Source organism: Pseudoalteromonas luteoviolacea NCIMB 1944 (assembly GCF_001625565.1).
Taxonomy (GTDB): domain Bacteria; phylum Pseudomonadota; class Gammaproteobacteria; order Enterobacterales; family Alteromonadaceae; genus Pseudoalteromonas; species Pseudoalteromonas luteoviolacea_F.
This window is the reverse complement of the sequence record NZ_AUXS01000016.1, coordinates 495,921-509,955: the sequence shown is the minus strand read 5'-3', so window position 1 is coordinate 509,955 and position 14,035 is coordinate 495,921. Positions and strand designations below refer to the sequence as shown.

Genomic DNA, 14,035 nt, shown 5'->3' with positions numbered 1-14,035 from the left:
GTGAAAGTAGGACATTGCCAGGGCCCAATTTAAAAAATTAATAATAAAAACTAAAAGCAAAGAATTTGCTTGGTAACCATAGCATTTTGGAACCACCTGACTCCATGCCGAACTCAGTAGTGAAACGAAATAGCGCCGATGATAGTGTGGGGTTTCCCATGTGAAAGTAGGACATTGCCAAGCGCCAAATAACAGAAAGCCCGATTCGAAAGAGTCGGGCTTTTTTGCGTTCTAAATCGTCTCGAATATTGCCGAGGTCATGCACATTGATAAAGAGACGAATTAGCGCCAGGTGAAGGGAGTAACCTTCATCGCCGACTAGATAAGCTTAAGATTTCCTCAGTAACAGCTAAACCAGCTCATTTCACCTTGCGCAAAAGAACCGTACTCACTGCGTTCGCTGTCGGTAGCCTTTTGCACGATGTCATCCTGAACTCGTTTCAGGATCCATGTTTTCGATGTTGGCTAGGCTTTAAGAGTGGCAGACTTAGCAACTGTCAAAGCTGCTCATTTCACCTTGCGCAAACTGAACGTACTCGCTTCGCTCGCAGACGTTACATTTTGCACAATGTCATCCTGAACTTGTTTCAGGATCAATGTATTCGATACGAGTTAGGTGTTAGAGGTGATTGCCTTAGCAATGGTCAAAATGGCTCATTTCACCTTGCGCAAAGTAAACGTATTCGCTTCGCTCATTGTCATTAATACTTTGCACGATTTTCACCTTGCGCAAAAGAACCGTACTCGTTACGTTCGCTGTCGGTAGCCTTTTGCACTTTAGACCCTGAAACAAGTTCAGGGTGACGAGGAGGGGGGAATTCAGCTCCGTTGATTAATACCGTCATCCTGAACTCGCTTCAGGATCCATATATTCGATACTAGCTAGGTGTTAGAGGTGATTGCCTTAATAACTATTAAAACAGCTCATTTCACCTTGCGCAAAAGAACTGTGCTTACTGCGTTCGCTGTCGGTAGCCTTTTGCACTTTAGACCCTGAAACAAGTTCAGGGTGACGAGGTGGGGGGAATTTAGGTCTGTTGATTAATACCGTCATCCTGAACTCGCTTCAGGATCTATGTATTCGATACTAGCTAGGTGTTAGAGGTGATTGCCTTAACAACTATTAAAACAGCTCATTTCACCTTGCGTAAAAAGAGCGAATTCACTTCGTTCATTGTCGCTAACCTTTTACACCTTACTGCGTTCGCTGTCGGTAACCATTTGCACGATTTCTTGGATTAGAGAGGTACATTGGTTATCTCCGGTTAAAACGGCTTATATTACCTTGCGTACAAATTAGTTGCGGTGCTCCTTGCCCCTAAAGGTTGGTGACAGGCAGCCATCTGTTCGGTATTAGTACTTTTTTAACCATCCCCCCATTGCTGGCGGCTTTTTGCTGCAAACTTATACGTGCAGGTACAAATGTACTTTCCAGCCGCTACAGTGATAATTCAATCCTGAGCAATTCAATAAAGTGAGCGTGATCTCTATATCAATTCTCCCCCCAATTTACAGAATAAAACCTGCTTGTACAAAGCTATATAAGAGTTAAAAGCATATTATTGACAAAGGTGTTGGACTAAAGGTTTGTTTATAAGCTTCTGATATTAAAGTTTTAAATATGAGTTTTTAATTGAGTTTAAAGTTGGTCCTACTTTTGCATTAACCTGCATATAGTCAAATTTTTGGAGTTGGTTATGGCAATTAGTTTTGATAAAGCGCTTGGGGTGCATCAGCATACAATGTTGATCCGCTCTCAACGTGCCGAGATTTTGGCAAGTAATATTGCGAATGCTGATACTCCCGGTTACAAAGCAAAAGACATCGATTTTGGCCGAGCACTTAGTGCGGCAAAGACGGCACAACAAAGCGGCAATCAAATGACCCGAACCAACGAAAGACACATTAGTGGTGGGACAAGATTGACTAACAGTGATGAACTATTTCGTAATCCAAATCAAACAGATACAGGTGATGGTAACTCAGTGGATATACAGGTGGAACGAAACTTGTATGTACAGAATGCATTAGAGTACCAAGCTAGTTTGAACTTTTTGGGTGGTAAATTTAAAAGCTTGAAAAAAGCGCTTGGTGGTGGTCAAGGAGCCTAATTATGAGTTTATATAACGTTTTTGATATCGCAGGCTCTGGCATGAGTGCACAAAATGTTCGCTTGAACACCACTGCCAGTAATATATCCAATGCAAACAGCATCAGTTCTAGTCAGGACAAAGTGTATCGGGCAAGGCACCCTGTTTTTGCCGCTGAGTTAAACAAAGCGGCCGCAGCGCACCCAAATACAATGAGTTCTTCGGTAGGCGTTAAGGTTTTAGGAATTGTAGAGAGCGATAAGCCTTTACAGGTTGAATACAATCCAAACCACCCTAGTGCTGATAAAGATGGTTATATCTATAAACCGAATGTGAATGTTGTGGAAGAGATGACAAATATGATCTCCGCCTCACGTTCGTACCAAACGAATGTTCAAGTAGCAGACGCAGCAAAACAGATGTTAAGTAAAACTCTGTTGCTTGGTCAGCGCTAATTGGGAGTATAGCTGATGAGTAATGATGTCAATTCCGCAACTACGTCTTTAGTAGACTCGTTGCGTTGGCCAGATAAAAAAGTGCCAACTGAGAAAAATGATGAGCTAAAGCAGGAAGACTTCTTTGCGTTACTCACCCAGCAGTTGTCTTACCAAGACCCGAGTAAACCTGCTGACAATGATCAAATGATCTCTCAGATGACAAATTTTACCATGGCTGAGGGAATATCAAACTTGAATACCAAGTTTGAATCACTAGCTGCATCAATGACGTCAAACTCAGCACTTCAAGCTTCGGCGTTAATTGGTAAAAAGGCACTGCTAGAATCCGACACTGTTGAGCATGGTCCAGGCATGCAGTCACGAGGATCCATCATTGTTGCAGAGCCCGTTGAAAAGCTCACTTTGAGTATTGTTAATGATAAAAATGAGCTCGTTAGGAAAATAGAGCTAGGGGAACAGAGTGTTGGTGCGACACGTTTTGATTGGGATGGCTTGAATCAAAGCGGCGACCCAGTGCCTCCTGGTGAATACACGATTAAAGCTGAAGGGCAAACAAACGGTAAGTTTGAATCTTTGCCTACAGCGACTTTTAGAAATATTGATAGTGTTAATGTTAATGGCTCTCAGGGCATTGTAATTAACACCAAAGCTGGTGCAGTTAGATTAACTGACGTTGCAGAAATAGCGTAATCAAAAGATTTTAACCTTAATTATAGAGGTATTAGAGTATGAGTTTTAATATTGCTTTAACAGGACTAGCTGCTGCCCAAAAAGACTTGGATACCACAGCTAACAACATTGCAAACGTAAATACGACAGGTTTTAAAGAGTCGCGTGCAGAGTTCGCTTCAGTTTACGCTTCGTCAGTATTTAGTGCAGGTAAAACTAAAAATGGTGATGGTGTTTCAACGACAATGGTTGCCCAACAGTTTCACCAAGGTTCTTTAAACTTTACCCAAAACTCACTTGACCTTGCGATTACAGGTGAAGGTTATTTTGCAACAAGTGAGGAATTAGGTGGTCAAGACTATACATTTACACGCGCCGGTGCATTTAAACTCAATAAAGATAACTTTATCGTTGATGCCAATGGTAACTTTTTACAGGGCTTCCCAGTTGATCCTAGTACAGGTGATACGACTTCGGTGAGTTTGAGTACATCTTCTGCATTGCAAATTCCGGATGCGTCAGGTTCTCCTCGTGCTACCACGAATGTTTATTCTTCGTTTAACCTAGATTCACGTGCAACGGCACCGTCTGTACCGTTTGATCCTACAGTGAGCGCGTCATATAACAGCTCGACGTCGACGACTATTTACGACTCACTGGGTGAACCTCATACATTACAGTTCTTTTTCCGTAAGGAAGACCCTACAACCAATGCAAATGAGTGGCAGGTATATGCGACGCTTGGAGGCCAACAGTTTGATGCCACCGGTACGCAGATTGCGGCGCCTCCTGGGACCCCAATCACCGAATTTGGTTTTAACGCGCAAGGTTTTCCTGAAGATACAGGTAACCCAGCAGTGCCAAACACCGGTACTACATTCAATCCATTAACACTTACCGGTACTAACTTATCTGGCTTGTTGACCAACGGTGCGACATTCCCGTCAGATATCCAGATGAACTGGCGTGATGAAACTAATACTAGTTCTAAACTACCAACTCAGTTTGCGAGTCGATTCGAAGTTAAGGCGCTTGACCAAGACGGCGCGACTACTGGCCGATTAGCGGGTATTGATATCGGCGCGGACGGTAAGATTGTTGCCTCTTACAGTAATGGTGACTCTACCTTCTTAGGTCAGGTAGCAATGGTACGATTCTCTAACTCACAAGGTCTAACTGAGGCTGGAAATACAGGTTGGAAGAAAAGTTTAACATCAGGTGAGCCTATCGCAGGTGAGCCGGGCTCAGGTACGTTAGGGTCAATCAACTCTTCAGCATTAGAGCAATCGAATGTTAACTTGACCAACGAGCTAGTTGATTTGATAAGTGCGCAGCGAAACTTCCAAGCAAACTCAAGGGCACTGGAAGTAAACTCGACACTACAACAAAATATATTGCAAATCCGATAACACTAATCACATTTCAAAAGCCGCATTCGCGGCTTTTTTATTTTTTGACACTCACCTTGGCACTAATATTGCTTTTATCACTATATATTGAACAGTTTTAGGTCGTTCTCATGGATAAAATGCTATATGTCGCCATGTCTGGAGCTAAACAAAGCTTACGCGGTGTAGCGCTAAAAGCGAACAACTTAGCAAATGCTAATACCACGGGTTTTAAAGCAGACTTTGCTCAAGCTCGCTCTATGCAAGCGTTTGGTGAAGGCTTGCCGACACGTGTATTCGCCATGCAAGAGCGTCCAGGAACAAATATGTTAAGTGGTGCTGTCGCAGAAACTGGACGAGATTTGGATATCGCGGTTGATGACAAGTCTTGGATAAGCGTCATGGATGCTAGCGGTGAAGAAGCTTATACAAAAGTGGGCACGTTAAATATTACAAGTGATGGTTCTTTGGTGACCAGTCATGGTCGTCAATTAATTGGCGAAGGTGGACCAATCATTCTTCCTCTTCCAATAGACAAAGTGGTATTTAGCGATGATGGTTCAATTCAGATTCGCCCTCAGGGGGCGCCCGCCAATTTTTTGGAAACTGTAGATAGACTCAAAATTATTACCGCAGACAACTCAAAGTTGGAGAAAGGTAATGATGGTCTATTTCGACCCAAAGAAGATCAGCTTGAAGATGGCCATTGCGGCTTTTGTGAAGTATCACCTACAGCAAAAGTCATGAGTGGCTATTTGGAAATGTCCAACGTCAATCCAGTTCATGAGATGGTGGATTTGATTAACCACCAGAGGCAGTTTGAAATGCAAATGAAATTAATGAAGTCAGCAGAAGAAATCGACGAGCGACACACTTCGCTCCTGCGCATAGTATAAGAGAGTGAGGTATAGATTATGAATCCTGCATTGTGGATAAGTAAAACAGGGCTCGACGCCCAGCAAACTGACATTTCAGTTATCTCGAATAACTTAGCCAACGCCAGTACCGTTGGTTATAAAAAGAGCCGAGCAATCTTTGAAGATTTACTCTATCAAAATATTAACCAGCCAGGTGGGCGTTCATCACAAGATACCGAACTTCCTTCAGGTTTAATGCTCGGTGCTGGTTCTAAGGTGGTTGCCAACCAAAAGAACTTTTCACAAGGTAATATGATAAGTACCGAAAACTCTCTTGATTGGATGATACAAGGTCCTGGCTTTTTTGAAATTCAAATGCCTGATGGCACAATCGCCTACTCGCGCAATGGTCAGTTTACAACGGACGAAACGGGCCGTGTGGTAACCTCTGGCGCAGGTTTCCCGGTGCAACCGGAAATGACAGTACCAGATAACGCAAACTCGATAACGATTTCTCAAGATGGTGAAGTTTCTGTCAGCATTAATGGACAAGCAGAAAATACCGTTATTGGTCAGCTTGTGATCAGTGACTTCATTAACCCATCAGGTTTGGAACCAATCGGTCAAAACTTGTATACCGAAACTGCGGTAAGTGGTGCGCCTGTACAAGGTAACCCGGGGGTTGAAGGGCTTGGCAGCATGGTGCAAGGGGCGCTTGAAACTTCTAACGTAAATGTTACCGAAGAGCTGGTGAATCTAATAGAGACCCAGCGTGTTTATGAAATGAACTCAAAAGTGATCAAGTCTGTTGACGAAATGCTGAGTTACATCAATCAACAACTTTAATTAAGGTAGGGCAGATCATGCGTAAATGTATATTGGTAGTTGCGCTAGGCTTAGGCCTAAGTGGTTGCATGTCAACAGAAAATAGTGATGTAGTTAGAGATGATCCATACTACGCGCCTATGTATCCTGACATGGAAGCTGAGCCTGTGGTTTCAACAGGATCGCTGTTCAATTCATATTCGAATGATCTGTACTCGGATAAAAAAGCGGTGAGAGTGGGCGACATCATTACAGTGGTGCTCAGAGAGTCGACACAAGCTTCAAAAGCGGCAAACTCAAAGTTAGATAAAGATAGTGAGGTCAACGTCGATCCATTTCTTGGTCTTGGCAATGCCCCAGTTAATATTGGTGGTGATGCCATCCAACTAGATATGGGGGCCAACTCTTCCTATCAGGGCGATGCTCAAGCAAATCAATCAAACAGTTTATTTGGTAATATCTCAGTGAATGTAATGCGAGTCTTACCGAATGGTAATTTGGTGATCCGAGGCGAAAAATGGTTAACTCTTAATACTGGAGAGGAATTTATTCGTCTTGAAGGTTTGGTTAGACCACAGGATGTTTCTGCTGAAAACGAAGTGGAATCCAACCGCATTGCAAATGCACGGATCCAATATTCGGGTAAAGGGCAAACACAAGAAGTTCAAAGTGCTGGTTGGTTGACCAAGTTCTTCATGAGCACCTTGATGCCATTTTAAGGAAGTCAATTATGCGTATTGTGCAAACTCTAGTAGTACTCTTTACACTCATCTTATCGCTTGAAGCAGCAGCTGAGCGCATTAAAGATGTTAGTGTTGTCGAAGGGGTAAGAAGCAACCAGCTTATTGGCTACGGTCTTGTTGTGGGCCTGCCAGGAACGGGGGAGCAAAGTCGCTTTACCGAACAAAGCTTTAAAGCGATGCTGAACAGCTTTGGTATTACCTTACCTGGAAATTTAAAACCAAAGATCAAAAATGTGGCTGCGGTAGCGGTTCACGCAGACTTACCACCTTTTGTAAAGCCAGGTCAGAGTATTGACGTGACAGTATCTTCAATTGGCAGTGCTGGTAGTCTAAGAGGGGGGACGTTGTTACAGACCTTCTTAAAAGGTGTCGATGGCAATGTATATGCCATTGCGCAGGGCAGCATGATTGTCGGTGGATTAGGTGCTGAGGGATTAGATGGGAGCCGAGTGGTGATCAATACGCCCACTGTTGGTCGAATCCCAAATGGTGGCATGGTTGAACGCGCTGTCAAAAGTCCGTTCACTCAAGGTGATCACATTACATTCAATTTAAATCGTCCTGACTTTACCACGGCAAAGCGTTTAGCAGATACGATCAACGAATTAGTCGGGCCAAACAGCGCCAGTGCGCTAGATGCCGCTTCAGTCAGAGTGATTGCACCTCGAGATCCATCGCAACGAGTGGCTTACCTGTCTACACTTGAAAACTTGGAGTTTAAACCGGCAGATACATCGGCAAAAATCATTGTCAATTCGAGAACTGGCACAATTGTAATTGGTAAAGATGTTAAGTTACAGCCCGCCGCAATCACGCACGGTGGGTTAACGGTAACCATTGCAGAACAGACCAATGTGTCGCAACCACAGCCTCTTACTGATGCAGATGCAGTTGTCACGCGTCAGAGTATTGTTGATGTAGACCAAGATGATTCAAGAGCATTTGTTTTTGACCCCGGTAGCAGCTTAGATGACTTAGTTCGTGCTATTAACGCTGTAGGTGCAGCTCCAGGTGATTTAATGGCGATACTTGAAGCGCTAAAAGAAGCTGGCGCAATACATGGTCAACTTGTTGTCATATGATGATCAATTAATAATCAATAAGTTAGCCTCATTTTTATGAGGCTTTTTTTTGGCTCAAAATTTGCATTGTTAATAATATTCTTTTTTAGCGACGTGTTTTTGAACTATGAATACTGATCCAACACATAATCAAAGCTTTTTTGATTTAAACAACCTGAACTCATTGAGACAGGATGCGTTAAAAAGCGCGGGTGATGGTGATGCATCAAAACAAGCGCTAAAAAAAGCTGCGCAGCAGTTTGAGTCAATTTTTACTCAAATGCTGTTAACCAGTATGCGTAAAGCCAATGAGGCTTTCGAAGACAAAGATAGCCCCTTCAACTCTAGCAGTGTCAAATTCTATCGTGATATGCACGACCAACAAATGGCATTGGAATTATCGAATAAAGGTAGTTTAGGTCTAGCAGATTTGATTGTGCAGCAGCTGTCTCCGGAAAAAAATGGCTATATGCCTTCATCAGTTGTGCGTACCGGCGCCGAGTTGCAAAGCGATCGAATTGCTAGCGGTCAAACTCCAATTAATCAGCCCGATAAAGATGTAGTAGAAGAAAAAAGCACAGTAAAAGATGTGGCAGATACCCCTGCTGATCCTCAGGCTTTTGAAAGCCCAGAAGAGTTTGTGAAAACTCTATGGGGTTATGCTAAGTCTGCGGCAGAAAAAATAGGCTTAAACCCAGCTGTGATGGTGGCACAAGCGGCGCTGGAAACTGGTTGGGGGAAACATGTTATCTCCAAACAAGATGGAAATAGTAGTTTTAACTTATTCAATATTAAGGCGGATAGCCGCTGGACAGGAGACAGTGCCAGTAAAATGACACTCGAATTTGAACAGGGCTTACCTGTTAAAAAACAAGCAAATTTTCGCGCTTATGACTCGTTAAAAGATAGCTTTAGCGACTACGTTGACTTTCTACAATCCAATCCTCGCTATGAAGAGGCGTTACAAAAAGCGTCTAAACCCGGCGAGTACCTAGATGCACTGCAACAGGCTGGGTATGCGACTGATCCTAATTATGCGAATAAAATAAAAAATGTATTGGGTGGATCACATTTTCAATCAGCAGTGTCCTCATTTGCACGTCAGGGAGTAAACTAAGATGTCTTTTAACTTAATGAATATTGGCACATCTGGCGTAAGAGCAAGTAGTGAACTACTGCAAACGACCAGTAAAAACATCGCCAATTTAAACACAGTTGGGTACATTCGAGAGCGTACTGAACATGCTACGTTAATTGGTAATCAAGTGGGTCGTGGTGAAACCGTCCGCTTACTAAATGAATTTGCGCAAAAGCAGTTGTACCGAGATGTATCTAGTCAGTCCTATTATGATCAGTTTGTAACTGAGTCTACACGTGTTGATACACTATTTGGCGAAGACTCAAATAATTTAAACAGCAGCATTAACTCTCTGTTCAATAATTTACAAGAAGCGATGAACCTACCTTCGTCTACGGTGACGCGGTCATTGTTTCTCACCGATGCACAAAATCTCATTGATCAAATGGACCGACTGTCTGGTATTGTTTTCGACCAAAATAATATCGTAAATGAGCAGTTATCAATTTACTCACAAGAGGCCAATAACTTAATTCAAAAAATAAGTGATTTGAATGGTCAGGTAGGTGCACTTAATGCGAACCCTGATAGTGATAATGCAAACTCAGTGCTCAATGAGCGTGATCAGGCAATTAAAGATTTGGCAGAGTTAGTTGATATTGAAACCCTTGACGGTTCAAATGGCGAGAAGCTGGTTTTCTTAGGGTCTGGTCAGTCGGTAGTGATGGAAAATGGCAGTTTTAATTTGTTTTCACTAGATGGCGATCCTGATCCAAGCAAGAAAGAATTGAAACTTGATGTCACCGACGGTACAGCAGTTGCACTGGATGTAGATCAAACCAAATTACAGGGCAAGATTGGCGGGTTACTGGCGTTTCGTGATGAAATATTGATCCCAGCACAAAACCAGCTGGGCCAAATAGCGTTATCTTTGGCTGACGCTTTCAACCAACAAAATAAACTCGGTATGGATTTAGATGGCAACTTAGGCGGAGATATATTTTCAATTCCGACCACAGCCGGTTATCCTCACAGAAGCAATACAGGTACAACCCAGCTCGTTGCGACATTGGAACCAGGAAAAGGTAACGAGATCCCTGCAACGGATTTTAGAGTCTCTTATGATGCCGGTTCAAGCCAAATTACTGTTGCAGCGATTGATGCGCAAGGCAATACCATTGGCACTGCGACGACAGTTCCTTATGTAAACCCTTTAAATTCTCAATCTGCGCCCGCAGGCACAGATTTATTTGGCTTGCAAATCAGCTTTACCGATGTGAACGGTGCAGTTACCACGCCAAATGATGGAGATATGTTTGACATAAAATTGAACTCAGCGGCGGCTGGTACCATGACACTGGCAACTGATAGACCAGAGAGTCTAGCGCTTGCGTCTCCAATTCGAACTGAGTCTTCAGCCAATAATGTGAGTAACGCAACTATTTCTGTCGGTACAGTGACAAGTACAGATCCAGCAAGTAGTAATTTTGCTGCTACGAGTCCTCCAACTTTGACAAATGGCACGATCACGTTGGTGAAAACAGGTAACCCAGATGAATACCAGATCACCGATGCAAGCGGTACAACGACATTTACAGCACCTGCGCCGAGAGAGAATATCTTGGCGTCGGCTGGTGGTGTGTTTGCGGGGTATGGTTTTGACTTCAATATCGATGGTGAGCCATCAACAGGTGATACTTATACCATTGAATTCAACCAAGGCGGTTTCGATGATAACCGTAATGGATTGGTATTAAGTCAATTACAATCTGGACAATTAGTAAGGCAAAATGTGGTTACTACCGCCGTTGCGGACAATTTAAATACATTTAATGAAGCTTACGCCGGGCTAGTTACCGATATTGGGGTAGTCGCCAACCAAGCTAAAACAAATGGCGCAGCGTATGATGCGCTTGCTGCTCAGTCTGAGGCGTGGTTTGAATCGGTAGCTGGTGTGAACCTAGACGAAGAGGCGGCAAATCTATTGCGTTTCCAACAATCTTATTCTGCGTCAGCACAAATTTTAAGTGCTGCCAGAACAGTGTTTGATACACTGCTTAGTGCTGCGAGGTAATTATGCGTTTATCTCATAACATGATTTTCAAAAGTAACTTGAATTCTATCTTGAACAGTCAGCAAGAAGTGAATAATTCGATGAAGCAAGTTAATACACAAAAACGTGTATTAACTGCATCGGATGATCCTTCTGCAATGGCGAGATCATTACTCTACTCCGACAAGATCCAGACTAATGAACAGTACACTAAGAACTTAACGATGTTAAAAAGCCGTCTTGACACGCAAGAAGGTGTGCTTGATAACATTAAAGATTCTTTGACTCGCTCGATTGAGCTTACCGTTAACGCTGGTAATGGTTCATTGACCGCGCCTGATAAGGCGGCACTCTCTGAAGAGCTGGAGTCAATTCAAACTGCTGTTTTAGAGTTAATGAACTCCAAAACGGAAGATGGTCGTTATATCTTTTCGGGTTATCAAGATAACACTCGAACTTATGAATTTGACAGCAACAATAATCGATATGCTTATCGAGGCGATCAGGGGCAGCATAAAATTAAAGTGGCCGAAGGTGTTGAGATTAAGTCTAGTGATAATGGGTATGATGTTTTTGAAAGTGTAGAGCAGCGCCTGAATGTCACAACCAATACGGCTACGCCTTCTGGTGGTATTGTCAGTGCAGATGTATATGTTACACAACAAGGCCCTTTCGACCTGTTCCACAAAGCCAATTACAATCCAGACCCAACGGCGCCAGCGACGAGAAATGAATTTCAATTAGAGCTCAATGGCACAACTGCTCCCCCAAGTTACCGATTAATGCAAGGTGCAACGGTATTTGAGACCGGTACTTATACTGAGAACAATATTAAAGTTGCGGGTATGGAGTTTAGTTTTACCGGGACTGCGGGGGCTGCCGATACGATTACGTTCGAACTGGGCACGCCCGAGAAAGACAATGTATTAAATACCTTGGAAAGCCTCATTACCGCAGTGCAAGACCCCAACCTTTCCGACAAAGATTATCGCCAAGTATTGGCGGACTCAATGATAGGGTTGGAGAATGCAAAAAATCGGGTTTCACAGATCCAATCGGGGTTAGGCGGCAGAATGAATACCGCTACGCGGATCACTGACGCAAACACGGATTTGGATATTAACAACAAAATTGCGCGTGCAGATTTGATTGAATTGGATATGGCTGAGGCCATTACTGAATTAACCAAACATGAAACGCAACTTCAGGCTTCCCAGGCGACGTACGGCAGGTTATCCAATTTGTCCTTGCTCGATTACATTCGATAAACTATTTAGCCGTCATCGATTTGACGGCTTTTTATTATTAAACCCGCCAAATATTAAAGTTTACTTGTTAACCCCTTGACCCACATATAAAAACATTGCCTTATCTCGGTTATTTGTCAAAGCGGAAAGTCCTTTCCCTCTATTCCTAGAAGGCTGGAAATTACATTTTTAGTCTTTTAAATACAGTGATTTATAAAAAAAATTAAAAAAATTCTAAAGGAAACTTTTTGCCGTCCGATAACTTAATTAACCAAGCCGGACAGTTTAAATAACTCGAAGGCCAAGAGAGTTATAAGTTTGAGAGTAAGTACTCAGTTTACAGTGGGAGAATTACCATGGCACTTTATGTAAATACTAACGTAAGTTCATTGAATGCTCAAAGACAGTTAAACAATTCAGGCAATGCCTTAGACGTTTCATTCAAGCGTTTATCATCAGGCTTCCGTATCAACAGTGCAGCGGATGATGCGGCAGGTCTACAAATTTCAGACCGTCTAACTTCACAAATTAACGGTTTAAACCAAGGTAACCGTAACGCGAATGACGGTATCTCTTTAGCGCAGACAGCTGAAGGGGCGATGGATGAAGTAACCTCAATGTTCCAGCGTATTCGTACATTGGCACAACAGGCTTCAAACGGCTCAAACACAGATGAAGACCGTTTAGCAATACAAGAGGAAATTCGTTCTCTATCGGCAGAAGTTAACCGTGTTGCTGAAGATACGACCTTCGGTGGTCAAAACCTTTTAGATGGTACATATGAAGCAAGCTTCCAAGTGGGTGCAGATGCAGTACAAACCATCGGTTTTAGTATGAAAAATGTTGCCGGTACGGCAAACGATATCTCAGCAAATGGTGGTTTCACGTTATCAGGTATTGCAGGTATCGCCAGTGCAATCGGTGGCAACGACTTATCAGGCTTAGCGAGTGGTGTAAGTGCTATCTCAAATGCTTCGAATAGTTACACTTTCAGTGATACGTTCCAAGCTGGCTCAATCAGTGTATCGTCACAGGCAAATGCACAGGCTGTACTGGCTGGTATGGATTCATTGATTGCCGTAGTTGATAAAAAACGTGCGGAACTTGGTGCGGTTCAAAACCGATTCCAATCTACAATCCGTAACCAATCGAACATTGCTGAAAACCTATCAGCTGCGAAATCTCGTATCAAAGATACTGATTTTGCTACAGAAACAGCATCGCTAACTAAGATGCAGATTCTACAACAGGCGAGCCAAACGATTCTAAGTCAGGCGAACCAACGTCCACAAGCAGCATTAAGTCTTCTAGGTTAATAAAGTAGAGGCTATGTAAAGCGGAGGATGAAAATGGTGTCTGTGCTTGATGGGGTATTAACACAGACACCGGAATTGGATGGTAAAGCGGAGGAGCTTATAATCCAAATCAGTTCATGTATTCAATGAACACATTAATGTTAGCACTTTCCGTGCCAATATTTAGAATAAAATATTGACACTCACTCTCAAACTTTTAAAAAAGGAGGCATTGGCCTCCTTTTTTTTACATAAAAATCAAAAATTCAAA

The 14,035-nt window shown here is 42.8% G+C and carries 13 protein-coding genes and 1 rRNA gene; 13 read left to right on the top strand and 1 reads right to left on the bottom strand.

Going from position 1 to position 14,035, the window contains the following annotated elements; all coding sequences use genetic code 11:
- Window positions 1-68 precede the first annotated feature (68 nt).
- Window positions 69-183, top strand: a 5S ribosomal RNA gene (gene rrf, locus N483_RS07095).
- A gap of 518 nt (window positions 184-701) precedes the next feature.
- On the opposite strand, the gene N483_RS26885 is transcribed toward rrf, so the two are convergent.
- A complete protein-coding gene (locus tag N483_RS26885) occupies window positions 702-845 on the bottom strand; it encodes a hypothetical protein (RefSeq protein WP_155735404.1) in 144 nt (47 codons plus the stop codon).
- A gap of 852 nt (window positions 846-1,697) precedes the next feature.
- Between N483_RS26885 and flgB the strand changes: the two genes are divergently transcribed.
- From flgB to N483_RS07035, 12 genes are all read left to right on the top strand, one after another.
- Window positions 1,698-2,111 carry a flagellar basal body rod protein FlgB gene (gene flgB, locus N483_RS07090; RefSeq protein ID WP_023401737.1) on the top strand — a complete coding sequence of 138 codons (414 nt, stop codon included), beginning with the start codon at window positions 1,698-1,700 and terminating at the stop codon, window positions 2,109-2,111.
- 2 nt (window positions 2,112-2,113) lie between these two features.
- Window positions 2,114-2,545 carry a flagellar basal body rod protein FlgC gene (gene flgC, locus N483_RS07085; RefSeq protein WP_023401738.1) on the top strand — a complete coding sequence of 144 codons (432 nt, stop codon included), beginning with the start codon at window positions 2,114-2,116 and terminating at the stop codon, window positions 2,543-2,545.
- A gap of 15 nt (window positions 2,546-2,560) precedes the next feature.
- A complete protein-coding gene (locus N483_RS07080; RefSeq protein WP_023401739.1) occupies window positions 2,561-3,238 on the top strand; it encodes a flagellar hook assembly protein FlgD in 678 nt (225 codons plus the stop codon).
- Window positions 3,239-3,276: 38 nt separating this feature from the next.
- The gene (gene flgE / locus N483_RS07075; protein WP_023401740.1) at window positions 3,277-4,626 is read left to right on the top strand and encodes a flagellar hook protein FlgE; all 1,350 of its coding nucleotides are present in this window, start codon (window positions 3,277-3,279) and stop codon (window positions 4,624-4,626) included.
- A 110-nt stretch (window positions 4,627-4,736) separates the two neighbouring features.
- Window positions 4,737-5,501 (top strand): flagellar basal body rod protein FlgF, encoded by a 765-nt coding sequence (locus N483_RS07070; RefSeq protein WP_023401741.1) that lies wholly within the window; start codon window positions 4,737-4,739, stop codon window positions 5,499-5,501.
- Between the two features lie 18 nt (window positions 5,502-5,519).
- Window positions 5,520-6,308 (top strand): flagellar basal-body rod protein FlgG, encoded by a 789-nt coding sequence (gene flgG, locus N483_RS07065; RefSeq protein WP_023401742.1) that lies wholly within the window; start codon window positions 5,520-5,522, stop codon window positions 6,306-6,308.
- A 17-nt stretch (window positions 6,309-6,325) separates the two neighbouring features.
- Complete coding sequence (gene flgH / locus N483_RS07060) at window positions 6,326-7,006, top strand: flagellar basal body L-ring protein FlgH (RefSeq protein ID WP_023401743.1); 681 nt, start codon at window positions 6,326-6,328, stop codon at window positions 7,004-7,006.
- An 11-nt stretch (window positions 7,007-7,017) separates the two neighbouring features.
- Entirely contained in the window at window positions 7,018-8,112 is a 1,095-nt protein-coding gene (locus N483_RS07055; RefSeq protein WP_023401744.1) for a flagellar basal body P-ring protein FlgI, read from the top strand.
- A 106-nt stretch (window positions 8,113-8,218) separates the two neighbouring features.
- On the top strand, window positions 8,219-9,208 hold the full coding sequence (gene flgJ, locus N483_RS07050; RefSeq protein WP_023401745.1) for a flagellar assembly peptidoglycan hydrolase FlgJ: 990 nt from the start codon (window positions 8,219-8,221) through the stop codon (window positions 9,206-9,208).
- A 1-nt stretch (window position 9,209) separates the two neighbouring features.
- Window positions 9,210-11,243 (top strand): flagellar hook-associated protein FlgK, encoded by a 2,034-nt coding sequence (gene flgK / locus N483_RS07045; RefSeq protein ID WP_023401746.1) that lies wholly within the window; start codon window positions 9,210-9,212, stop codon window positions 11,241-11,243.
- 2 nt (window positions 11,244-11,245) lie between these two features.
- A complete protein-coding gene (flgL, locus tag N483_RS07040) occupies window positions 11,246-12,490 on the top strand; it encodes a flagellar hook-associated protein FlgL (RefSeq protein ID WP_023401747.1) in 1,245 nt (414 codons plus the stop codon).
- Window positions 12,491-12,825: 335 nt separating this feature from the next.
- On the top strand, window positions 12,826-13,785 hold the full coding sequence (locus N483_RS07035; RefSeq protein WP_023401748.1) for a flagellin: 960 nt from the start codon (window positions 12,826-12,828) through the stop codon (window positions 13,783-13,785).
- Window positions 13,786-14,035: the final 250 nt, after the last annotated feature.